Origin of the sequence: Pseudomonas protegens, assembly GCF_013407925.2 — a bacterium.
Lineage (GTDB): Bacteria > Pseudomonadota > Gammaproteobacteria > Pseudomonadales > Pseudomonadaceae > Aquipseudomonas > Aquipseudomonas fluorescens_AP.
In genome coordinates, this window is the sequence record NZ_CP060201.1 from 4,015,001 (window position 1) to 4,036,877 (window position 21,877).

The following is a 21,877-nucleotide window of genomic DNA, read 5'->3' on the forward strand; positions in this document are numbered from 1 at the left end:
CGGGGATAACAGGCTGATACCGCCCAAGAGTTCATATCGACGGCGGTGTTTGGCACCTCGATGTCGGCTCATCACATCCTGGGGCTGAAGCCGGTCCCAAGGGTATGGCTGTTCGCCATTTAAAGTGGTACGCGAGCTGGGTTTAGAACGTCGTGAGACAGTTCGGTCCCTATCTGCCGTGGACGTTTGAGATTTGAGAGGGGCTGCTCCTAGTACGAGAGGACCGGAGTGGACGAACCTCTGGTGTTCCGGTTGTCACGCCAGTGGCATTGCCGGGTAGCTATGTTCGGAAAAGATAACCGCTGAAAGCATCTAAGCGGGAAACTTGCCTCAAGATGAGATCTCACTGGAACCTTGAGTTCCCTAAAGGGCCGTCGAAGACTACGACGTTGATAGGTTGGGTGTGTAAGCGCTGTGAGGCGTTGAGCTAACCAATACTAATTGCCCGTGAGGCTTGACCATATAACACCCAAGCAATTTGCGAACTCGAAAGAGACCAGATTGCGGTGTGTGAAGACGAAACGAACCGAAAGTTTGCATGGCTCACAAAACACCAAAATCTATTACATACCCATTCGCTGGCACGTTGCACATGCAACGGACTGGCTACCGAATTTCTTGACGACCATAGAGCGTTGGAACCACCTGATCCCATCCCGAACTCAGAAGTGAAACGATGCATCGCCGATGGTAGTGTGGGGTTTCCCCATGTGAGAGTAGGTCATCGTCAAGATTAAATTCCGAAACCCCAATTGCGAAAGCAGTTGGGGTTTTTTTTTTGCGCCACAGAAAAGCTGTGCCGCTTGGTCGCCGACTCGCGTGCGGATAAGGTTGCCAGTGCTTCGATCCTTCTCTGAAGTCCTTTGTCTGCTGTGATTTCTATGCAATGGCTTTGGGCGTGGCTATCATGCCAGCCTCATTGTAAGGCAGAGCTTGCATGTCGACGTTGTTAGAGCTTCTTAAGGATGGGCAGTTTCACTCAGGGCAAGCCCTTGGGCGCGCGCTAGGTGTTACTCGTAGTGCTATATGGAAGCAACTGCAGCTTCTTGAGGCGGAGTTGGGACTCGATATTCATAAGGTGCGAGGTCGTGGTTACCGATTGGCCTCCCCAATTACTTTGTTAAGTGCAGAGAAAATTAATCGTCTTTCTCCAGATGCTCCCTGGACGGTCCAGGTTTTTGATTTTCTAGACTCGACAAACGCTGAGGCGCTGCGCTCCATCGAGCGTGGAAGCGTTGCTCCCTTCCTGGTTCTAGCTGAGCGACAAACGGCGGGGCGCGGCCGGCGCGGTCGTAAATGGGTCAGCCCTTTTGCCGAAAACATTTACTACAGCCTTGTGTTGCGAGTTGATGGCGGTATGCGGCAGTTGGAGGGGCTCAGTCTGGTTGTAGGTCTGGCTGTGATGCAGGCTCTTCGAGGCTGCGGTGTTCCAGGTGCGGGGTTGAAGTGGCCGAATGATGTTTTGGTCGGTCAAAAAAAGATTGCTGGAATACTTCTTGAGCTGGTGGGGGATCCTGCAGATGTATGTCACGTGGTCATTGGTGTTGGCATCAATGTGAACATGCAAGGTTCTGAAGAGGTCGATCAGGAGTGGACTTCAGTAAGGCTTGAGTCTGGCAAGGTCGTAGATCGCAACCAGCTTGCCGCTCGCCTGGGTGAGGTTCTGGCAACTTATCTGGAGCGTCATCGCTTGCATGGGTTTTCAGCTATCCAGCATGAGTGGGAGCAAAACCATCTATGGCAGGGACGCTCAGTATCTCTGATAGCGGGTGTAACTAGGGTCGACGGGGTTGTGCTGGGGATTGATCGTCAGGGAGGTCTGCTCCTTAAGGTAGGGGATGAGGAAAAGGTATATAGCGGTGGAGAGCTCAGTTTGAGGTTGCGCGACGACTCTTGAGCTCTGGCAAGCGCTAATTGGATTGGCTGTGGCACGTCCGCTGTCGTGAGGTGTTTATGCGTTGGTTGTTTCTGCTGTTATTGGTGCTCAATGTTTTCTACTACGTCTGGCATCAGCAGGAGGCCCCGCTTCGGGCTAAAGAGGTGATGCCGCTCTCACTTTATCGAGGTTCTCAGCAGGATATTCGGCTGTTGAGCGAGTCTACTGAGGCGGTCGAGCGACGCGATAAGGGCCGTGTGGTCGATACGGAGGCGGGCTGTCTATATTTGGGAGGCTTTGCGCGTCGTGAGCCGGCTCAGGTGCTTGAGCGGCGTCTCGGTGAGTTGGGTGTCGAGGTCAAATTGCAGGCTTTGAATGCTCCTGGGTCATCAGGTTTTTGGTTGCGCATATCTCCTGAAAGCAAGCATCTATTGGATGATCCTCAGTTGCTGAGCCTTGCTAAGGAATTCAATGAGTTAAAACATAAAATAATGCCTTGTGAGGGGGTTGCAACTGTCGAATAGGTTGCATAGAATGGCGCCCGCTCCGCAGTGAAGACTTCTTGAAGTTAAAGCTAAAGAGCGAGGTCAAGGCGGCTAACCTCAAGATTTAATTGAGAAAATGCTTGACAGAAGGGTGGCATAGTATAGAATGCTGCCTCGCTTAGGAGGGGTTCCCGAGCGGCCAAAGGGATCAGACTGTAAATCTGACGTCTACGACTTCGAAGGTTCGAATCCTTCCCCCTCCACCAGATTTAGCGAGAGCTGCAGGCTCCGCGGGTATAGTTTAGTGGTAGAACCTCAGCCTTCCAAGCTGATGATGCGGGTTCGATTCCCGCTACCCGCTCCAAGTTTGCGGATTTTGCAAAATGTTTTGCTCTTGTAGCTCAGTTGGTAGAGCACACCCTTGGTAAGGGTGAGGTCAGCGGTTCAAATCCGCTCAAGAGCTCCATATAACAAGGCAGATATGAAAATATCTGCCTTTGTTTTAATGGCTTGTGTGAGTTGCTTAATTCTTCTCCTAGGGGTGATTTCGATGGCTAAGGAAAAGTTCGAACGTAATAAGCCGCACGTTAACGTGGGTACTATCGGTCACGTTGACCACGGTAAAACCACTCTGACTGCTGCTCTGACTCGCGTTTGCTCCGAAGTTTTCGGTTCGGCTCGTGTTGACTTCGACAAGATCGACAGCGCCCCAGAAGAAAAGGCTCGTGGTATCACCATCAACACTGCGCACGTAGAGTACGATTCGCACATTCGTCACTACGCGCACGTTGACTGCCCAGGTCACGCCGACTACGTCAAAAACATGATCACTGGTGCTGCCCAGATGGACGGCGCGATCCTGGTTTGCTCGGCTGCCGATGGTCCGATGCCACAAACTCGTGAGCACATCCTGCTGTCCCGTCAGGTAGGCGTTCCGTACATCGTTGTCTTCCTGAACAAGGCTGACATGGTTGACGATGCTGAGCTGCTGGAACTGGTTGAGATGGAAGTGCGCGATCTGCTGAGCACTTACGACTTCCCGGGTGACGACACTCCGATCATCATCGGTTCGGCTCTGATGGCTCTGAACGGCCAAGACGACAACGAAATGGGTACCACCGCTGTTAAGCGTCTGGTAGAAACTCTGGACACCTACATCCCAGAGCCAGAGCGTGCAATCGACAAGCCGTTCCTGATGCCAATCGAAGACGTGTTCTCGATCTCTGGTCGTGGCACCGTGGTAACTGGCCGTGTTGAGCGTGGCATCGTCCGCATCCAGGAAGAAGTTGAGATCGTCGGTCTGCGCGACACTCAGAAAACTACCTGCACCGGCGTTGAAATGTTCCGCAAGCTGCTCGACGAAGGTCGTGCTGGCGAGAACTGCGGCGTTCTGCTGCGTGGTACCAAGCGTGACGACGTTGAGCGTGGCCAGGTTCTGGTTAAGCCAGGCACCGTTAAGCCTCACACCAAGTTCACCGCTGAAGTTTACGTTCTGAGCAAAGAAGAAGGCGGTCGTCATACTCCGTTCTTCAAAGGCTACCGTCCACAGTTCTACTTCCGTACTACTGACGTGACTGGTAACTGCGAGCTGCCAGAAGGCGTTGAGATGGTAATGCCAGGTGACAACATCCAGATGACTGTCACTCTGATCAAAACCATCGCGATGGAAGATGGTCTGCGTTTCGCTATCCGTGAAGGCGGTCGTACCGTCGGCGCTGGCGTCGTAGCCAAAGTCATCGAATAAATTCTTGAAATATCTCCATCGGGCCGACATAATGGTCGGCCTGATTTTGTTTTTAGGTCAGTAGCTCAATTGGCAGAGCGACGGTCTCCAAAACCGTAGGTTGGGGGTTCGATTCCCTCCTGACCTGCCAGATTCACTCAATGTGTCTGGCTTTCTTTTCACAGGATCTTCATAGATGACTCCTAAAGCTGAAGCTCAAGGCTCTCGCTTCGATCTGCTCAAGTGGCTCGTCGTGGTCGCTTTGGTGATTGTTGGTGTTGTTGGCAATCAGTACTATTCTGCTTCGCCGATCCTGTACCGCGTCCTAGCGCTGCTTGCTATTGCTGCTGTTGCCGCCTTTGTTGGGTTGCAGACTGCAAAGGGCAAGTCGTTCTTCGTGCTGGTTAAGGAGGCGCGCACTGAGATTCGTAAAGTCGTATGGCCAACCCGTCAAGAGACCACGCAGACCACTCTGATTGTAGTGGCTGTGGTTTTGGTCATGGCGCTGCTGTTGTGGGGCTTAGACTCCCTGCTCGGTTGGCTTGTTTCCTTGATTGTTGGCTAAGGGTGTCCCGTGGCTAAGCGTTGGTACGTTGTGCATGCTTACTCGGGTTACGAGAAGCATGTAATGCGCTCGTTGATCGAGCGCGTGAAGCTGGCTGGCATGGAAGATGGCTTCGGCGAAATTCTGGTTCCCACTGAAGAAGTGGTTGAAATGCGTAACGGCCAGAAGCGCAAAAGTGAGCGTAAATTCTTTCCAGGCTACGTGCTGGTTCAGATGGATATGAATGAGGGTACTTGGCACTTGGTCAAGGATACTCCTCGTGTCATGGGCTTTATTGGTGGTACTGCTGATAAGCCGGCTCCTATTACTGATAAAGAAGCGGAAGCAATTCTGCGTCGCGTCGCTGATGGTAGTGATAAGCCCAAGCCTAAGACCTTGTTTGAGCCGGGTGAGGTGGTTCGTGTTACTGACGGTCCATTCGCTGACTTTAACGGCACGGTTGAAGAAGTTAACTACGAAAAGAGCCGGATCCAGGTGGCAGTGCTCATTTTCGGTCGCTCTACTCCGGTAGAGCTAGAGTTCAGTCAGGTCGAGAAGGCATAACTGAACGAGAATCCCATACCCCGCAGCCTTAGGCTGTGGGGTTTTGTCGTCACTGGGATAAACGCGCAAGTAACCGGGGAGCCTTTCTAGGCGTTTGAACCCGTAATTGGAGTGCCTCATGGCTAAGAAGATTACTGCTTACATCAAGCTGCAAGTTAAGGCCGCTCAGGCCAACCCAAGCCCGCCCGTTGGTCCAGCTCTGGGTCAGCACGGCGTGAACATCATGGAATTCTGCAAGGCTTTCAACGCCCGTACTCAGGGTCTTGAGCCAGGTCTGCCGACTCCTGTGATCATCACTGTCTACAGTGACCGCAGCTTCACTTTCGAAACTAAGAGCACCCCTGCTTCGGTTCTGCTGAAGAAAGCTGCTGGTCTGACCAGCGGTTCCGCTCGTCCGAACACCGTTAAGGTTGGCACTGTTACCCGTGCTCAGCTGGAAGAAATCGCGAAAACCAAAAACGCGGATCTGACTGCAGCTGATATGGATGCAGCCGTGCGTACTATCGCCGGTTCTGCTCGTAGCATGGGCCTTAACGTGGAGGGTGTGTAATGGCTAAGCTGACCAAGCGCCAAAAGGCTATCGCCGGCAAGATTGAAGCAGGCAAGGCCTACAACTTCGTAGAAGCCGCTGCTCTCCTGACCGAGCTGTCGACCGTTAAGTTCAGCGAGTCCGTAGACGTTGCTGTGAACCTGGGCGTAGACCCACGTAAATCTGACCAGGTTGTTCGTAGCGCTACTGTGCTGCCACACGGCACTGGCAAGACTGTACGTGTTGCTGTGTTTACCCAAGGTCCAGCTGCTGAAGCTGCCCTGGCTGCCGGCGCTGATCGTGTAGGTATGGACGATCTGGCTGCCGAAATGAAAGGCGGCGACCTGAACTATGACGTAGTTATTGCTTCTCCGGATGCAATGCGCGTTGTAGGTCAGTTGGGCCAGGTTCTGGGTCCTCGCGGCCTGATGCCTAACCCGAAGGTCGGTACCGTTACTCCAGACGTAGCTTCGGCAGTCAAGAACGCCAAGGCTGGTCAGGTTCGTTACCGCACCGACAAAAACGGCATCATCCACACTTCCGTTGGCAAGGTCGGCTTCGACGCCGTCAAGCTGAAGGAAAACGTTGAAGCCCTGATCGCTGACCTGAAGCGTATCAAGCCAGCTTCTTCGAAAGGCATCTACGTCAAGCGCGTTACCCTGAGCACCACTATGGGCCCAGGTCTGGTCATCGACCAAGGTTCGCTGGACGTATAAGACACAGGTTGGCGCAAGCGATTGCGCTAGCTGCAAGATTGGGGTCCCTGCCTGGCGGGGGCTATCCAAGACCGTAGGCGACGCAAGTCTTAAACCTCAAGCCTACGCAGATGGTGCTCCCGGTTCCTTACCGAATCAGACACCAAAACGACATCCAGCCCAGGTTGGATGAAACGGTAACAAGCAGGAGTTAAACCCGTGGCAATTAAACTCGAAGACAAGAAGGCCATCGTCGCTGAAGTCAACGAGGCTGCCAAAGTCGCTCTGTCTGCTGTTGTGGCTGATGCCCGCGGTGTGACAGTAGGCGCAATGACCGGACTCCGTAAAGAGGCCCGCGAAGCTGGCGTTTACGTACGTGTTGTACGTAACACCCTGCTCAAGCGCGCTGTTGAAGGCACTCAATATGACGTGCTCAACGACGCGTTCGTCGGCCCTACCCTGATTGCATTCTCCAAGGAACATCCGGGCGCTGCCGCTCGTATTTTCAAAGAGTTCGCAAAGGGTCAGGACAAGTTCGAGATCAAGGCAGCTGCGTTCGAGGGCAAGTACCTCGCAGCAAACGAGATCGACGTGTTGGCTTCGCTGCCAACTCGCGACGAAGCTATTGCGAAGCTGATGAGCGTGATTCAAGGCGCTACCAGCAAGCTGGCTCGTACTCTGGCGGCTATTCGCGACCAGAAAGAAGCTGCTGCTGCCTAAGGCACCGCAAGCTCTTTCAAAATCATATGTTTAATTTGATGGCTGCGTAGGCTGTCACCCCAATACAGGAATTTATAGTCATGTCTCTGACTAACGAGCAAATCATCGAAGCAATCGGCCAGAAAACCGTTCTGGAAGTTGTTGAGCTGATCAAGGCAATGGAAGAAACCTTCGGCGTTACCGCTGCTGTTGCCGCTGCTGGCCCAGCTGCTGCTGCCGCTGTTGTTGAAGAGCAAACTGAATTCAACGTCATGCTGACCGAAGCTGGCGAGAAGAAAGTTAACGTGATCAAGGCTGTACGTGAACTGACCGGTCTGGGCCTGAAAGAGGCCAAGGCTGTAGTTGACGGCGCTCCTGCCATGGTTCTGGAAGCTGTTGCTAAAGAAGCAGCTGACAAAGCCAAAGCAGCTCTGGAAGAAGCAGGCGCTAAAGTCGAGCTCAAGTAAGCATCGACTTTGTGTCTCCAGCCCAAGCGTTAAGCGAACGGCTGATGGCTGGTGGCTTTTGCCACCGGCCTTTTTCCGTTATTGGCGACCGACTGGGTTGGTGCCTTTAACGTGCTGTAACCCACCCTGTGCGGTGGCGCAAACCAAAGGGTTTGCACGATTTTCTGGCTGCTCCCGTCGGGAGAAGCCGAATAAGCAGGTGACCAAGCTGGGGAACGCTGATGGCTTACTCATATACTGAGAAAAAACGTATCCGCAAGGACTTTAGCAAGTTGCCGGACGTCATGGATGTGCCGTACCTCCTGGCCATCCAGCTGGATTCGTATCGTGAATTCTTGCAAGCGGGAGCGACTAAAGATCAGTTCCGCGACGTGGGCCTGCATGCGGCCTTCAAATCCGTTTTCCCGATCATCAGCTACTCCGGCAATGCTGCGTTGGAGTATGTCGGTTATCGCCTGGGCGAACCGGCGTTTGATGTTAAAGAATGCGTGTTGCGTGGTGTGACTTACGCCGTACCTTTGCGGGTAAAAGTTCGTCTGATCATTTTCGACAAAGAATCGTCGAACAAAGCGATCAAGGACATCAAAGAGCAAGAAGTCTACATGGGTGAAATCCCCCTGATGACTGAGAACGGTACCTTCGTAATCAACGGTACCGAGCGTGTAATCGTTTCCCAGCTGCACCGTTCCCCTGGCGTATTCTTCGACCACGACCGTGGCAAGACGCACAGCTCCGGTAAGCTGCTGTACTCCGCGCGGATCATTCCGTACCGCGGTTCGTGGCTGGACTTCGAGTTCGACCCGAAAGACTGCGTGTTCGTCCGTATCGACCGTCGCCGCAAGCTGCCTGCGTCGGTTCTGCTGCGCGCGCTGGGTTACACCACTGAAGAAGTGCTGGACGCTTTCTACACCACCAACGTATTCCATGTGAAAGGCGAGAGCCTGAGCCTGGAGCTGGTGCCTCAGCGCCTGCGTGGTGAAATTGCCGTTCTGGACATCCAGGATGACAAGGGCAAGGTTATTGTCGAGCAGGGTCGTCGTATCACCGCTCGTCACATCAACCAGCTGGAAAAAGCCGGTATCAAAGAGCTGGATGTGCCTCTGGACTATGTCCTGGGTCGTACCACTGCCAAGGCTATCGTGCACCCGGCCACCGGCGAAATCCTGGCAGAGTGCAACACCGAGCTGAACACCGAGATCCTGGCAAAAATCGCCAAGGCTCAGGTTGTTCGCATCGAAACTCTGTACACCAACGACATCGACTGCGGTCCGTTCGTTTCCGACACTCTGAAGATCGACTCCACCAGCAACCAATTGGAAGCGCTGGTCGAGATCTATCGCATGATGCGTCCTGGCGAGCCACCAACCAAAGATGCCGCCGAGACTCTGTTCAACAACCTGTTCTTCAGCCCTGAACGCTATGACTTGTCCGCCGTTGGCCGGATGAAGTTCAACCGTCGTATCGGTCGTACCGAGATCGAAGGTTCGGGCGTCCTGTGCAAGGAAGACATCGTTGCCGTACTGAAGACTCTGGTCGACATCCGTAACGGTAAAGGCATCGTCGACGACATCGACCACCTGGGTAACCGTCGCGTTCGCTGCGTAGGCGAAATGGCCGAGAACCAGTTCCGCGTTGGCCTGGTGCGTGTAGAGCGTGCGGTCAAAGAGCGTCTGTCGATGGCCGAAAGCGAAGGCCTGATGCCGCAAGACCTGATCAATGCCAAGCCAGTGGCCGCGGCAGTGAAAGAGTTCTTCGGTTCCAGCCAGCTGTCGCAGTTCATGGACCAGAACAACCCGCTCTCCGAGATCACCCACAAGCGTCGTGTCTCTGCACTCGGCCCAGGCGGTCTGACTCGTGAGCGCGCAGGCTTCGAAGTTCGTGACGTACACCCGACTCACTACGGTCGTGTATGCCCGATCGAAACGCCGGAAGGTCCGAACATCGGTCTGATCAACTCCCTGGCGGCCTATGCGCGCACCAACCAGTACGGCTTCCTTGAGAGCCCGTACCGTGTGGTGAAAGACGCTCTGGTCACCGACGAGATCGTGTTCCTGTCCGCCATCGAAGAGGCCGATCACGTGATCGCCCAGGCTTCGGCGACCATGAACGACAAAGGTCAGTTGATCGATGAGCTGGTAGCTGTTCGTCACTTGAACGAATTCACCGTCAAGGCGCCGGAAGACGTCACTTTGATGGACGTTTCGCCGAAGCAGGTAGTTTCGGTTGCTGCGTCGCTGATTCCGTTCCTCGAGCACGACGACGCCAACCGTGCGTTGATGGGTTCCAACATGCAGCGCCAGGCTGTACCGACACTGCGTGCCGACAAGCCGCTGGTAGGTACCGGCATGGAGCGCAACGTTGCCCGTGACTCCGGTGTTTGCGTCGTGGCTCGTCGTGGCGGCGTGATCGACTCGGTCGATGCCAGCCGTATCGTGGTTCGTGTTGCGGATGACGAAGTTGAGACCGGCGAAGCCGGTGTTGATATCTACAACCTGACCAAGTACACCCGCTCCAACCAGAACACCTGCATCAACCAGCGTCCGCTGGTGAGAAAGGGTGATCGGGTTCAGCGCAGCGACATCATGGCCGATGGTCCGTCCACCGACATGGGTGAGCTGGCACTGGGTCAGAACATGCGTATCGCGTTCATGGCGTGGAACGGCTTCAACTTCGAAGACTCCATCTGCCTGTCCGAGCGTGTGGTTCAGGAAGACCGCTTCACCACGATCCACATCCAGGAACTGACCTGTGTGGCTCGTGACACCAAGCTTGGCCCAGAGGAAATCACTGCAGACATCCCGAACGTGGGTGAGGCTGCACTGAACAAGCTGGACGAAGCCGGTATCGTTTATGTAGGTGCTGAAGTTGGCGCAGGCGACATCCTGGTCGGTAAGGTCACTCCGAAAGGCGAGACTCAGCTGACTCCGGAAGAGAAACTGCTGCGCGCGATCTTCGGTGAAAAAGCCAGCGACGTTAAAGACACCTCCCTGCGTGTACCAACCGGTACCAAGGGTACTGTCATTGACGTACAGGTCTTCACTCGTGACGGCGTTGAGCGTGATGCTCGTGCACTGTCCATCGAGAAGAGCCAGCTCGACGAGATCCGCAAGGACCTGAACGAAGAGTTCCGCATCGTTGAAGGCGCGACCTTCGAACGTCTGCGCTCCGCTCTGGTCGGCCATAAAGCCGAAGGCGGCGCCGGCCTGAAGAAAGGTCAGGAAATCACCGACGAAGTGCTCGACGGTCTTGAGCATGGCCAGTGGTTCAAGCTGCGCATGGCTGAAGATGCTCTGAACGAGCAGCTCGAGAAGGCTCAGGCCTACATTGTTGATCGCCGCCGTCTGCTGGACGACAAGTTCGAAGACAAGAAGCGCAAACTGCAGCAGGGCGATGACCTGGCTCCAGGCGTGCTGAAGATCGTCAAGGTCTACCTGGCAATCCGTCGTCGCATCCAGCCGGGCGACAAGATGGCCGGTCGTCACGGTAACAAGGGTGTGGTCTCCGTGATCATGCCGGTTGAAGACATGCCGCACGATGCCAATGGCACCCCGGTCGACGTGGTCCTCAACCCGCTGGGCGTACCTTCGCGTATGAACGTTGGTCAGATTCTCGAAACTCACCTGGGCCTCGCGGCCAAGGGGCTGGGCGAGAAGATCAACCGCATGGTTGAAGAGCAGCGTAAGGTGGCAGAGCTGCGCACCTTCCTGGATGAGATCTACAACCAGATCGGTGGTCGTAACGAAGACCTGGACAGCTTCTCCGATCAGGAGATTCTGGATCTGGCGAACAACCTGCGCGGCGGTGTGCCAATGGCCACTCCGGTGTTCGACGGCGCCAAGGAAAGCGAAATCAAGGCCATGCTGAAACTGGCGGACCTGCCAGAGAGCGGCCAGATGCAGCTGACCGACGGCCGTACCGGCAACAAGTTCGAGCGTCCAGTTACCGTTGGCTACATGTACATGCTGAAACTGAACCACTTGGTAGACGACAAGATGCACGCTCGTTCTACCGGTTCGTACAGCCTGGTTACCCAGCAGCCGCTGGGTGGTAAGGCGCAGTTCGGTGGTCAGCGTTTCGGGGAGATGGAGGTCTGGGCACTGGAAGCATACGGTGCTGCATACACTCTGCAAGAAATGCTCACAGTGAAGTCGGACGATGTGAACGGTCGTACCAAGATGTACAAAAACATCGTGGACGGCGATCACCGTATGGAGCCGGGCATGCCCGAGTCCTTCAACGTGTTGATCAAAGAAATTCGTTCCCTCGGCATCGATATCGATCTGGAAACCGAATAACACGTGACGCGAATCGAGAGCGGGGCAGGATTGCCCGCTCTCTGCTCCGCCAGGAGGAAAGGCCTTGAAAGACCTACTGAATTTGCTGAAAAACCAGGGTCAAGTCGAAGAGTTCGACGCCATCCGTATCGGATTGGCCTCGCCTGAGATGATCCGTTCGTGGTCGTTCGGCGAAGTTAAAAAGCCGGAAACCATCAACTACCGTACGTTCAAGCCTGAGCGTGACGGCCTGTTCTGCGCCAAGATCTTTGGCCCGGTAAAGGATTACGAGTGCCTGTGCGGTAAGTACAAGCGCTTGAAGCATCGCGGCGTGATCTGCGAGAAGTGCGGCGTTGAAGTTGCACTGGCCAAGGTTCGTCGTGAACGCATGGCGCACATCGAACTGGCTTCGCCGGTTGCCCACATCTGGTTCCTGAAATCGCTGCCGTCCCGTATCGGCCTGCTGATGGACATGACCCTGCGTGATATCGAGCGCGTTCTCTACTTCGAGAGCTACGTTGTTATCGATCCAGGCATGACCACCTTGGAAAAGGGTCAGCTGCTGAACGACGAGCAGTATTTCGAAGCGCTGGAAGAGTTCGGTGATGACTTCGACGCCCGCATGGGTGCCGAGGCTGTCCGCGAGCTGTTGCACGCTATCGACCTGGAGCACGAGATTGGCCGTCTGCGTGAAGAGATTCCGCAAACCAACTCGGAAACCAAGATCAAGAAGCTGTCCAAGCGTCTGAAGTTGATGGAAGCCTTCCAAGGCTCCGGCAACCTGCCAGAGTGGATGGTGTTGACCGTTCTGCCGGTTCTGCCGCCAGATCTGCGTCCACTGGTTCCGCTGGATGGCGGTCGCTTTGCGACTTCCGACCTCAACGACCTGTATCGTCGAGTGATCAACCGTAACAACCGTTTGAAGCGCCTGCTGGATCTGTCCGCTCCGGACATCATTGTGCGCAACGAAAAACGTATGTTGCAGGAAGCCGTCGACGCCTTGCTCGACAACGGTCGTCGTGGCCGCGCTATTACCGGTTCCAACAAGCGTCCTCTGAAATCCCTGGCTGACATGATCAAGGGTAAACAAGGTCGTTTCCGTCAGAACTTGCTCGGTAAGCGCGTTGACTACTCCGGTCGTTCGGTAATTACCGTAGGTCCGACCCTGCGTCTGCACCAGTGCGGTCTGCCGAAGAAGATGGCTCTGGAGCTGTTCAAGCCGTTCATTTTCGGCAAGCTGGAAATGCGTGGCCTGGCCACGACTATCAAAGCCGCCAAGAAGATGGTCGAGCGCGAACTGCCAGAGGTCTGGGACGTTCTCGCTGAAGTGATTCGCGAACACCCAGTGCTGCTCAACCGTGCACCGACCCTTCACCGTCTGGGTATCCAGGCGTTTGAACCGGTACTGATCGAAGGTAAGGCGATTCAGCTGCACCCTCTGGTCTGTGCGGCGTACAACGCCGACTTCGACGGTGACCAAATGGCCGTGCACGTACCGCTGACGCTGGAAGCCCAGCTGGAAGCGCGTGCGCTGATGATGTCGACCAACAACATTCTGTCGCCAGCCAACGGTGAGCCAATCATCGTTCCGTCGCAGGACGTTGTATTGGGTCTGTACTACATGACCCGTGAAGCGATCAACGCCAAGGGCGAAGGTCGTGTGTTTGCCGACCTGCAGGAAGTCGACCGCGTATTCCGCGCCGGCGAAGCCGCTCTGCACGCCAAGATCAAGGTTCGTATCAACGAAACCGTTAACGATCGTGATGGCGGCAGTGTAAGCACCACCCGTATCGTCGACACTACTGTCGGCCGTGCGCTGCTGTTCCAGGTTGTGCCGAAAGGTCTGTCGTTCGACGTCGTCAACTTGCCGATGAAGAAGAAGGCGATCTCCAAGCTGATCAACCAGTGCTACCGCGTGGTGGGTCTGAAAGAGACCGTGATCTTCGCTGACCAGTTGATGTACACCGGTTTCGCTTACTCGACCATTTCCGGCGTTTCCATCGGTGTTAACGACTTCGTTATCCCGGATGAAAAAGCCCGCATCATCGGTGCTGCCACCGACGAAGTGAAGGAAATCGAGAGCCAGTACGCCTCCGGTCTGGTAACCCAGGGCGAGAAGTACAACAAGGTGATCGACCTTTGGTCGAAAGCCAACGACGAAGTATCCAAGGCGATGATGGCCAACCTCTCGAAAGAGAAAGTCATCGACCGCAATGGCGACGAAGTCGAGCAAGAGTCGTTCAACTCGATGTACATGATGGCTGACTCGGGTGCGCGGGGTTCCGCTGCACAGATCCGTCAGCTGGCCGGTATGCGTGGTCTGATGGCCAAGCCAGACGGCTCCATCATCGAAACGCCGATTACTGCGAACTTCCGTGAAGGTTTGAGCGTACTCCAGTACTTCATCTCGACTCACGGTGCTCGTAAAGGTCTGGCGGATACCGCGTTGAAAACTGCGAACTCCGGTTACCTGACTCGTCGTCTGGTAGACGTGGCGCAGGATCTGGTTGTGACCGAGATCGATTGCGGCACCGAGCATGGCCTGCTGATGACTCCGCACATTGAAGGCGGTGACGTTGTAGAGCCTCTGGGTGAGCGCGTTCTGGGTCGTGTTATCGCCCGTGACGTATTCAAGCCGGGTACCGAGGACGTCATCGTTCCTGCCGGCACTCTGGTAGACGAGAAGTGGGTCGAGTTCATCGAGCTGAACAGCATCGACGAAGTGATCGTGCGTTCGCCGATCAGCTGCGAAACCCGCTATGGCATCTGCGCCAAGTGCTATGGCCGTGACCTGGCTCGTGGTCACCTGGTGAACATCGGTGAAGCGGTCGGCGTAATTGCTGCACAGTCCATTGGTGAGCCGGGTACCCAGCTGACCATGCGTACGTTCCACATCGGTGGTGCGGCGAGCCGGACCTCGGCAGCGGACAGCGTCCAGGTGAAGAATGGCGGTACTGTCCGTCTGCATAACCTGAAGCACGTTGAACGTGTTGACGGTCACCTGGTAGCCGTATCCCGTTCCGGTGAGCTGGCCATCGCTGACGACTTTGGTCGTGAGCGCGAGCGCTACAAGCTGCCGTACGGTGCTGTGATTTCGGTGAAGGAAGGCGACAAGGTCGACGCTGGTGCCATCGTGGCCAAGTGGGATCCGCACACTCACCCAATCGTTACCGAAATGAAAGGTACCGTGACCTACGTGGGCATGGAAGAAGGCATCACGATCAAGCGTCAGACTGACGAATTGACCGGTATGACCAACATTGAAGTACTTGACGTCAAAGACCGTCCAGCTGCCGGTAAGGACATTCGTCCTGCGGTGAAGATGGTGGGTATGGATGGCAAGGATCTGCTGCTGCCAGGTACCGACGTACCGGCCCAGTACTTCCTGCCGGCTAACGCCCTGGTCGGTGTTGCCGACGGTGCGCAGATTGCGATCGGTGATGTTATCGCTCGTATTCCGCAAGAAACTTCGAAGACCCGTGACATCACCGGTGGTCTGCCGCGTGTTGCCGACCTGTTCGAAGCTCGTCGTCCGAAAGAAGCGTCGATTCTGGCTGAGGTCAGCGGCACCATCGCGTTTGGTAAAGAGACCAAGGGCAAGCGCCGTCTGGTCATTACCCCGAACGACGGTAGCGATCCGTATGAGGAGCTGATTCCGAAGTGGCGTCACCTGAACGTCTTCGAAGGCGAGCAAGTGAACCGCGGCGAAGTTATCTCCGACGGTCCGAGCGATCCACACGACATCCTGCGTCTGCTGGGTGTGAGTGCGCTGGCCAAGTACATCGTCAACGAGATTCAGGACGTTTACCGTCTGCAAGGCGTGAAGATCAACGACAAGCACATCGAGACCATCCTGCGTCAGATGCTGCGTAAAGTTGAGATTGCCGAGTCCGGCGACTCCAGCTTCATCAAGGGCGACCAGATGGAACTGACTCACGTACTGGTAGAAAACGAGCGTCTGAGCGCTGAAGACAAGTTCATCTCCAAGTTCACCCGCGTCCTGCTGGGTATTACTAAGGCGTCCTTGTCCACTGAGTCGTTCATCTCGGCGGCCTCTTTCCAAGAGACCACTCGTGTACTGACCGAGGCAGCAGTGACTGGCAAGCGCGACTATCTGCGCGGCCTGAAGGAAAACGTGGTCGTGGGTCGTCTGATCCCGGCCGGTACCGGCCTGGCTTACCACAGTGAGCGTAAGCGCCGTCGTGATGCAGACAAGCCACTGCGTGTAAGCGCAAGCGAAGTCGAAGCAGCACTGACTGAAGCGCTGAACTCCAGCGGTAACTGAGGTCTGCAATAGATTGAGATGGGGCCCCGGTTTTTCCGACTGAGAATCGAGACACTTTTTGTCGAGGTTCGCTGATCGGGGAGCCCGGGGCCTTGCCTTGACTGGGGACAGGATCCTCTTTAGACTCTTGTACCCCTAAATTTGGTGGAGCTCCTGCTCTGCCATTTTGTTTATGTCGAAAGACAACAGTGGAGCTAGTAGATGGCAACTATCAACCAGCTGGTACGTCAGCCGCGTAAGCGTATCGTCGAGAAATCCGACGTGCCTGCGCTGCAGAACTGCCCGCAACGTCGTGGCGTGTGCACTCGCGTGTACACCACTACGCCGAAAAAACCTAACTCGGCACTGCGTAAAGTATGCCGTGTGCGTCTGACCAACGGTTTCGAGGTTTCCTCGTACATCGGTGGTGAAGGCCACAACCTGCAAGAGCACAGCGTCGTTCTGATTCGCGGCGGTCGTGTAAAAGACTTGCCAGGTGTTCGTTATCACACCGTTCGCGGCTCCCTGGATACTTCCGGCGTTAAAGGTCGTAACCAAGGTCGTTCGAAGTACGGTACCAAGCGTCCGAAGTAATCGGTCGTTTTGCAGTTTTTAATTATATTGAGTCGATAAGAGTAAGGTCGGGCACGCGTCCATTGGATCAACTGTCCCGAGCTAACCTGAAGACCGTTTGAGGGCTTATCAATGCCAAGACGTCGCGTAGCAGCCAAACGTGAGATTCTGGACGATCCGAAATACGGAAGCCAGATCCTCGCCAAGTTCATGAACCACGTAATGGAGAGCGGCAAGAAAGCCGTTGCCGAGCGTATCGTTTATGGCGCGCTGGAAAAAGTTAAAGAGCGCAAGAACAGCGATCCCCTGGAAATCTTCGAGAAAGCTCTCGACGCCATCGCTCCGCTGGTCGAAGTGAAGTCGCGCCGTGTAGGCGGTGCTACTTACCAGGTTCCGGTCGAAGTTCGTCCGTCCCGTCGTAACGCTCTGGCAATGCGCTGGTTGGTAGACTTCGCCCGCAAGCGCGGCGAGAAGTCTATGGCTCTGCGTTTGGCTGGCGAACTGCTGGACGCTGCCGAAGGCAAAGGTGCTGCAGTTAAGAAGCGTGAAGACGTTCACCGTATGGCTGAAGCCAACAAGGCTTTCTCGCACTACCGCTTCTAATCTCAGCATCATTCATTTTGCGAGGGCTTTATGGCTCGTACTACAGCAATCAACCGCTACCGTAACATTGGTATCTGTGCCCACGTTGACGCGGGCAAGACTACCACTACCGAGCGGATCCTGTTTTACACAGGTCTCAGCCACAAGATGGGTGAGGTGCATGACGGCGCTGCTACCACCGACTGGATGGTGCAGGAGCAGGAGCGTGGTATCACCATTACCTCCGCTGCTGTAACTACCTTCTGGAAAGGTTCGCGCGGCCAATACGATAACTATCGTGTCAACGTTATCGATACCCCGGGCCACGTAGACTTCACCATTGAAGTAGAGCGCTCTCTGCGCGTACTCGACGGCGCGGTCGTTGTGTTCTGCGGTACTTCCGGTGTTGAGCCTCAGTCCGAAACCGTATGGCGTCAAGCCAACAAGTACGGCGTTCCACGTGTTGTTTACGTGAACAAGATGGACCGTGCTGGTGCTAACTTCCTGCGCGTTGTCGGTCAGATCAAGAACCGCCTGGGGCATACCCCGGTTCCGGTTCAGCTGGCTATCGGCGCTGAAGATAACTTCGAAGGTCAGGTTGATCTGATCAAGATGAAGGCTATCTACTGGAACGACGACGACAAGGGTACTACCTATCGCGAGGAAGAAATTCCTGCCGATATGCTGGACCTGGCTAACGAGTGGCGCTCCAACATGGTTGAAGCCGCTGCTGAAGCCAACGAAGAGCTGATGAACAAGTACCTTGAAGAAGGTGACCTGACTCCAGAAGAGATCAAGGCTGGTCTGCGTGCGCGCACCCTGGCTAGCGAAATCGTTCCGGCTGTCTGCGGTTCTTCGTTCAAGAACAAGGGTGTTCCCTTGGTTCTCGACGCTGTTATCGACTTCCTGCCTGCTCCTACCGAGATCCCGGCGATCAAAGGTATCCATCCGGATCTCATCGAGAAGCCGAAGGATGAGCTGGTAGAGGCTGATTACGACGAGCGTCACGCTGACGATGCTGAACCGTTCTCGGCTCTGGCATTCAAGATTGCTACCGACCCGTTCGTTGGTACTCTGACTTTCGTGCGCGTTTACTCGGGCTTCCTGAGCTCGGGCGACTCCGTGATCAACTCGGTCAAGGGCAAGAAAGAGCGCGTTGGTCGTATGGTGCAGATGCACGCCAACCAGCGTGAAGAGATCAAGGAAGTACGTGCAGGCGATATCGCTGCCCTGATCGGCATGAAAGACGTCACCACTGGTGATACTTTGTGCGATCTGGACAAGCAGATCATTCTTGAGCGTATGGATTTCCCTGAGCCTGTAATTTCGGTAGCGGTAGAGCCGAAAACCAAGCAGGACCAGGAGAAGATGGGTATTGCACTGGGCAAACTGGCTCAGGAAGACCCGTCGTTCCGCGTCAAGACTGACGAAGAGACTGGTCAGACCATCATTTCCGGTATGGGCGAGCTGCACCTGGACATCCTCGTTGACCGCATGAAGCGCGAGTTCAACGTCGAAGCCAACATCGGCAAGCCGCAGGTTTCGTACCGCGAGAAGATCACCAAGAGCAACGTTGAGATCGAAGGCAAATTCGTTCGTCAATCGGGTGGTCGCGGTCAGTTCGGTCACTGCTGGATCCGTTTCTCGGAGCCGGACGTCGACGCGAGCGGCAACATCACCGAAGGTCTGGTCTTCACCAACGAAGTTGTTGGTGGTGTGGTTCCTAAGGAATACATCCCGGCTATCCAGAAGGGTATCGAAGAGCAGATGAAGAACGGCGTCGTTGCCGGTTATCCGCTGATCGGCCTGAAGGCTACCGTGTTCGATGGTTCCTACCACGACGTCGACTCCAACGAGATGGCGTTCAAGGTGGCAGCCTCCATGGCGACCAAGCAGCTGGCCCAGAAGGGTGGCGGTGTTGTGCTCGAGCCGATCATGAAGGTTGAAGTGGTAACCCCAGAGGACTACATGGGTGACGTGATGGGTGACCTGAACCGTCGTCGTGGTCTGATTCAGGGTATGGATGACTCGGTGTCCGGCAAGGTTATCCGTGCCGAGGTACCACTGGGTGAAATGTTCGGTTATGCAACTGACGTTCGTTCCATGTCTCAGGGTCGCGCGAGCTACTCCATGGAATTCTCCAAATACGCCGAAGCTCCGTCGAACATCGTCGAAGCTCTCGTTAAAAAACAAGGCTGATTCAGTCTCCCCTTTAGGCTAGGAGTTTATTGTCGTGGCTAAAGAAAAATTTGAACGTAACAAACCGCACGTCAACGTTGGCACTATCGGTCACGTTGACCACGGTAAAACCACTCTGACTGCTGCTCTGACTCGCGTTTGCTCCGAAGTTTTCGGTTCGGCTCGTGTTGACTTCGACAAGATCGACAGCGCCCCAGAAGAAAAGGCTCGTGGTATCACCATCAACACTGCGCACGTAGAGTACGATTCGCACATTCGTCACTACGCGCACGTTGACTGCCCAGGTCACGCCGACTACGTCAAAAACATGATCACTGGTGCTGCTCAGATGGACGGCGCGATCCTGGTTTGCTCGGCTGCCGATGGTCCGATGCCACAAACTCGTGAGCACATCCTGCTGTCCCGTCAGGTAGGCGTTCCGTACATCGTTGTCTTCCTGAACAAGGCTGACATGGTTGACGACGCTGAGCTGCTGGAACTGGTTGAGATGGAAGTGCGCGATCTGCTGAGCACTTACGACTTCCCAGGTGACGACACTCCGATCATCATCGGTTCGGCTCTGATGGCTCTGAACGGCCAAGACGACAACGAAATGGGTACCACCGCTGTTAAGCGTCTGGTAGAAACTCTGGACACCTACATCCCAGAGCCAGAGCGTGCAATCGACAAGCCGTTCCTGATGCCAATCGAAGACGTGTTCTCGATCTCCGGTCGTGGCACCGTGGTAACTGGCCGTGTTGAGCGTGGTATCGTCCGCATCCAGGAAGAAGTTGAGATCGTCGGTCTGCGCGACACTCAGAAAACTACCTGCACCGGCGTTGAAATGTTCCGCAAGCTGCTCGACGAAGGTCGTGCTGGTGAGAACTGCGGCGTTCTGCTGCGTGGTACCAAGCGTGACGACGTTGAGCGTGGCCAGGTTCTGGTTAAGCCAGGCACCGTTAAGCCTCACACCAAGTTCACCGCTGAAGTTTACGTTCTGAGCAAAGAAGAAGGCGGCCGTCATACTCCGTTCTTCAAAGGCTACCGTCCACAGTTCTACTTCCGTACTACTGACGTGACTGGTAACTGCGAGCTGCCAGAAGGCGTTGAAATGGTAATGCCAGGTGACAACATCCAGATGACTGTCACTCTGATCAAAACCATCGCGATGGAAGATGGTCTGCGTTTCGCTATCCGTGAAGGCGGTCGTACCGTCGGCGCCGGCGTCGTAGCCAAAGTCATCGAGTAATCGACGACTCATGAAGAAGCCCCCGCTTGCGGGGGCTTTTTTATTGGGTTGACACTCTGTGGGGCCGTCTATAGAATTGCGCCTCCTTTTAACGGGCGTATTGCGCCCGGTGGGAATAGCAGCCTGGAGTCTGAAATCCAATGCAAAATCAGCAAATCCGTATCAGGTTGAAGGCTTTCGACCATCGCCTGATCGACCAATCCACCCAGGAAATCGTGGAAACCGCGAAACGTACTGGTGCTCAAGTGCGTGGTCCAATTCCACTGCCTACCCGTAAAGAACGGTTCACCGTTCTGGTCTCCCCGCACGTCAACAAAGACGCGCGTGACCAGTACGAGATCCGTACTCATAAGCGTGTCCTGGACATCGTCCAGCCAACGGATAAAACCGTTGACGCACTTATGAAGCTTGATCTTGCGGCAGGTGTGGAAGTGCAGATCAGCCTCGGCTAAGACTCGGTCTTAGTCGTGTAACGCTCTGAAATGGGCGGCCATAGCGGGTGAAAGCCCCGTACACTCATGAGGTTTACAACATGACTATTGGTGTAGTCGGTCGTAAATGCGGTATGACCCGTATTTTCACCGAAGAAGGTGTCTCCATTCCGGTCACGGTCATTGAGATCGAGCCGAATCGCGTCACCCAGTTCAAAACTGAAGAAACCGATGGCTATCGTGCAGTGCAAGTCACTGTAGGTGAGCGTCGTGCTTCGCGCGTGACTGCTGCTCAAGCAGGTCACTTCGCTAAAGCGAACGTTGCTGCTGGTCGTGGCGTTTGGGAATTCCGTCTTGAAGAAGGCGAGTACCAAGCTGGCGATCTGATCAATGCAGAAATCTTCGCAGCTGGCCAACTGGTAGATGTTACCGGCCAGTCGAAAGGTAAAGGCTTCGCCGGTACCATCAAGCGTTGGAATTTCCGCGGTCAAGATAACACCCACGGTAACTCCGTTTCCCACCGCGTCCCGGGCTCTATTGGCCAGTGCCAGACTCCTGGTCGTGTATTCAAGGGCAAAAAAATGTCCGGTCATATGGGCGCTGAGCGCGTGACCGTGCAGTCCCTGGAAGTAGTGCGCGTCGACGCTGAACGCAATCTGTTGTTGGTCAAGGGTGCTGTTCCTGGCGCTACTGGCGGCAACCTGGTTGTACGTCCGGCGGCCAAGGCTCGCGGTTAAGGGGAAG

At 55.1% G+C, this 21,877-nt stretch carries 17 protein-coding genes, 4 tRNA genes and 2 rRNA genes (1 of these 23 only partly in view); all 23 read left to right on the forward strand.

From position 1 onward, the window contains the following. Positions 1–462, forward strand: a 23S ribosomal RNA gene (locus GGI48_RS18575); it begins 2,430 nt to the left of the window's first position. 155 nt (positions 463–617) lie between these two features. Further along, positions 618–733 (forward strand): 5S ribosomal RNA (rrf, locus tag GGI48_RS18580). 204 nt (positions 734–937) lie between these two features. Then, positions 938–1,897 (forward strand): bifunctional biotin--[acetyl-CoA-carboxylase] ligase/biotin operon repressor BirA, encoded by a 960-nt coding sequence (birA, locus tag GGI48_RS18585; RefSeq protein ID WP_179599515.1) that lies wholly within the window; start codon positions 938–940, stop codon positions 1,895–1,897. Positions 1,898–1,953: 56 nt separating this feature from the next. Then, the gene (locus GGI48_RS18590) at positions 1,954–2,400 is read left to right on the forward strand and encodes a hypothetical protein (RefSeq protein ID WP_016967547.1); all 447 of its coding nucleotides are present in this window, start codon (positions 1,954–1,956) and stop codon (positions 2,398–2,400) included. 142 nt (positions 2,401–2,542) lie between these two features. After that, positions 2,543–2,627 (forward strand) — tRNA-Tyr (locus GGI48_RS18595). A gap of 24 nt (positions 2,628–2,651) precedes the next feature. Beyond that, positions 2,652–2,725, forward strand: a tRNA-Gly gene (locus tag GGI48_RS18600). 26 nt (positions 2,726–2,751) lie between these two features. After that, positions 2,752–2,827, forward strand: a tRNA-Thr gene (locus GGI48_RS18605). 84 nt (positions 2,828–2,911) lie between these two features. Next, positions 2,912–4,105, forward strand: a complete 1,194-nt coding sequence (gene tuf / locus GGI48_RS18610) for an elongation factor Tu (protein ID WP_060841339.1) — start codon at positions 2,912–2,914, stop codon at positions 4,103–4,105. 54 nt (positions 4,106–4,159) lie between these two features. Further along, positions 4,160–4,235, forward strand: a tRNA-Trp gene (locus GGI48_RS18615). A gap of 45 nt (positions 4,236–4,280) precedes the next feature. Beyond that, positions 4,281–4,649 (forward strand): preprotein translocase subunit SecE, encoded by a 369-nt coding sequence (gene secE / locus GGI48_RS18620; protein ID WP_016968680.1) that lies wholly within the window; start codon positions 4,281–4,283, stop codon positions 4,647–4,649. A 9-nt stretch (positions 4,650–4,658) separates the two neighbouring features. Beyond that, entirely contained in the window at positions 4,659–5,192 is a 534-nt protein-coding gene (gene nusG, locus GGI48_RS18625; RefSeq protein ID WP_002555501.1) for a transcription termination/antitermination protein NusG, read from the forward strand. 118 nt (positions 5,193–5,310) lie between these two features. Further along, the gene (gene rplK, locus GGI48_RS18630) at positions 5,311–5,742 is read left to right on the forward strand and encodes a 50S ribosomal protein L11 (RefSeq protein WP_003176435.1); all 432 of its coding nucleotides are present in this window, start codon (positions 5,311–5,313) and stop codon (positions 5,740–5,742) included. Further along, complete coding sequence (rplA, locus tag GGI48_RS18635; protein WP_011063782.1) at positions 5,742–6,437, forward strand: 50S ribosomal protein L1; 696 nt, start codon at positions 5,742–5,744, stop codon at positions 6,435–6,437. Before rplK ends, rplA begins: the two co-directional genes overlap by 1 nt. A 198-nt stretch (positions 6,438–6,635) precedes the next feature. Further along, entirely contained in the window at positions 6,636–7,136 is a 501-nt protein-coding gene (gene rplJ, locus GGI48_RS18640; RefSeq protein WP_016968679.1) for a 50S ribosomal protein L10, read from the forward strand. Between the two features lie 80 nt (positions 7,137–7,216). Further along, positions 7,217–7,582 (forward strand): 50S ribosomal protein L7/L12, encoded by a 366-nt coding sequence (gene rplL, locus GGI48_RS18645; protein ID WP_011063780.1) that lies wholly within the window; start codon positions 7,217–7,219, stop codon positions 7,580–7,582. A gap of 221 nt (positions 7,583–7,803) precedes the next feature. After that, complete coding sequence (gene rpoB, locus GGI48_RS18650) at positions 7,804–11,877, forward strand: DNA-directed RNA polymerase subunit beta (protein WP_016968678.1); 4,074 nt, start codon at positions 7,804–7,806, stop codon at positions 11,875–11,877. Positions 11,878–11,941: 64 nt separating this feature from the next. Continuing rightward, positions 11,942–16,141 (forward strand): DNA-directed RNA polymerase subunit beta', encoded by a 4,200-nt coding sequence (gene rpoC / locus GGI48_RS18655; protein ID WP_016968677.1) that lies wholly within the window; start codon positions 11,942–11,944, stop codon positions 16,139–16,141. A gap of 201 nt (positions 16,142–16,342) precedes the next feature. Next, complete coding sequence (rpsL, locus tag GGI48_RS18660) at positions 16,343–16,714, forward strand: 30S ribosomal protein S12 (RefSeq protein ID WP_003186084.1); 372 nt, start codon at positions 16,343–16,345, stop codon at positions 16,712–16,714. A 111-nt stretch (positions 16,715–16,825) separates the two neighbouring features. Next, positions 16,826–17,296, forward strand: a complete 471-nt coding sequence (gene rpsG / locus GGI48_RS18665; RefSeq protein WP_007925959.1) for a 30S ribosomal protein S7 — start codon at positions 16,826–16,828, stop codon at positions 17,294–17,296. 30 nt (positions 17,297–17,326) lie between these two features. Then, positions 17,327–19,474 (forward strand): elongation factor G, encoded by a 2,148-nt coding sequence (gene fusA, locus GGI48_RS18670; RefSeq protein ID WP_016968676.1) that lies wholly within the window; start codon positions 17,327–17,329, stop codon positions 19,472–19,474. A 34-nt stretch (positions 19,475–19,508) separates the two neighbouring features. Next, positions 19,509–20,702, forward strand: a complete 1,194-nt coding sequence (gene tuf, locus GGI48_RS18675) for an elongation factor Tu (protein ID WP_060841339.1) — start codon at positions 19,509–19,511, stop codon at positions 20,700–20,702. A gap of 140 nt (positions 20,703–20,842) precedes the next feature. Next, positions 20,843–21,154, forward strand: a complete 312-nt coding sequence (gene rpsJ / locus GGI48_RS18680; RefSeq protein ID WP_003186070.1) for a 30S ribosomal protein S10 — start codon at positions 20,843–20,845, stop codon at positions 21,152–21,154. Positions 21,155–21,234: 80 nt separating this feature from the next. Continuing rightward, positions 21,235–21,870 (forward strand): 50S ribosomal protein L3, encoded by a 636-nt coding sequence (rplC, locus tag GGI48_RS18685; protein ID WP_007924205.1) that lies wholly within the window; start codon positions 21,235–21,237, stop codon positions 21,868–21,870. Positions 21,871–21,877: the final 7 nt, after the last annotated feature.

Excerpts from the sequence above, each read along its gene's own strand:
- birA (WP_179599515.1), top strand. The coding sequence starts at position 938 with ATGTCGACGTTGTTAGAGCTTCTTAAGGATGGGCAGTTTCACTCAGGG.
- GGI48_RS18590 (WP_016967547.1), top strand. The coding sequence starts at position 1,954 with ATGCGTTGGTTGTTTCTGCTGTTATTGGTGCTCAATGTTTTCTACTAC.
- tuf (WP_060841339.1), top strand. The coding sequence starts at position 2,912 with ATGGCTAAGGAAAAGTTCGAACGTAATAAGCCGCACGTTAACGTGGGT.
- secE (WP_016968680.1), top strand. The coding sequence starts at position 4,281 with ATGACTCCTAAAGCTGAAGCTCAAGGCTCTCGCTTCGATCTGCTCAAG.
- rplK (WP_003176435.1), top strand. The coding sequence starts at position 5,311 with ATGGCTAAGAAGATTACTGCTTACATCAAGCTGCAAGTTAAGGCCGCT.
- rplA (WP_011063782.1), top strand. The coding sequence starts at position 5,742 with ATGGCTAAGCTGACCAAGCGCCAAAAGGCTATCGCCGGCAAGATTGAA.
- rplL (WP_011063780.1), top strand. The coding sequence starts at position 7,217 with ATGTCTCTGACTAACGAGCAAATCATCGAAGCAATCGGCCAGAAAACC.
- rpoB (WP_016968678.1), top strand. The coding sequence starts at position 7,804 with ATGGCTTACTCATATACTGAGAAAAAACGTATCCGCAAGGACTTTAGC.
- rpsL (WP_003186084.1), top strand. The coding sequence starts at position 16,343 with ATGGCAACTATCAACCAGCTGGTACGTCAGCCGCGTAAGCGTATCGTC.
- rpsG (WP_007925959.1), top strand. The coding sequence starts at position 16,826 with ATGCCAAGACGTCGCGTAGCAGCCAAACGTGAGATTCTGGACGATCCG.
- fusA (WP_016968676.1), top strand. The coding sequence starts at position 17,327 with ATGGCTCGTACTACAGCAATCAACCGCTACCGTAACATTGGTATCTGT.
- rpsJ (WP_003186070.1), top strand. The coding sequence starts at position 20,843 with ATGCAAAATCAGCAAATCCGTATCAGGTTGAAGGCTTTCGACCATCGC.
- rplC (WP_007924205.1), top strand. The coding sequence starts at position 21,235 with ATGACTATTGGTGTAGTCGGTCGTAAATGCGGTATGACCCGTATTTTC.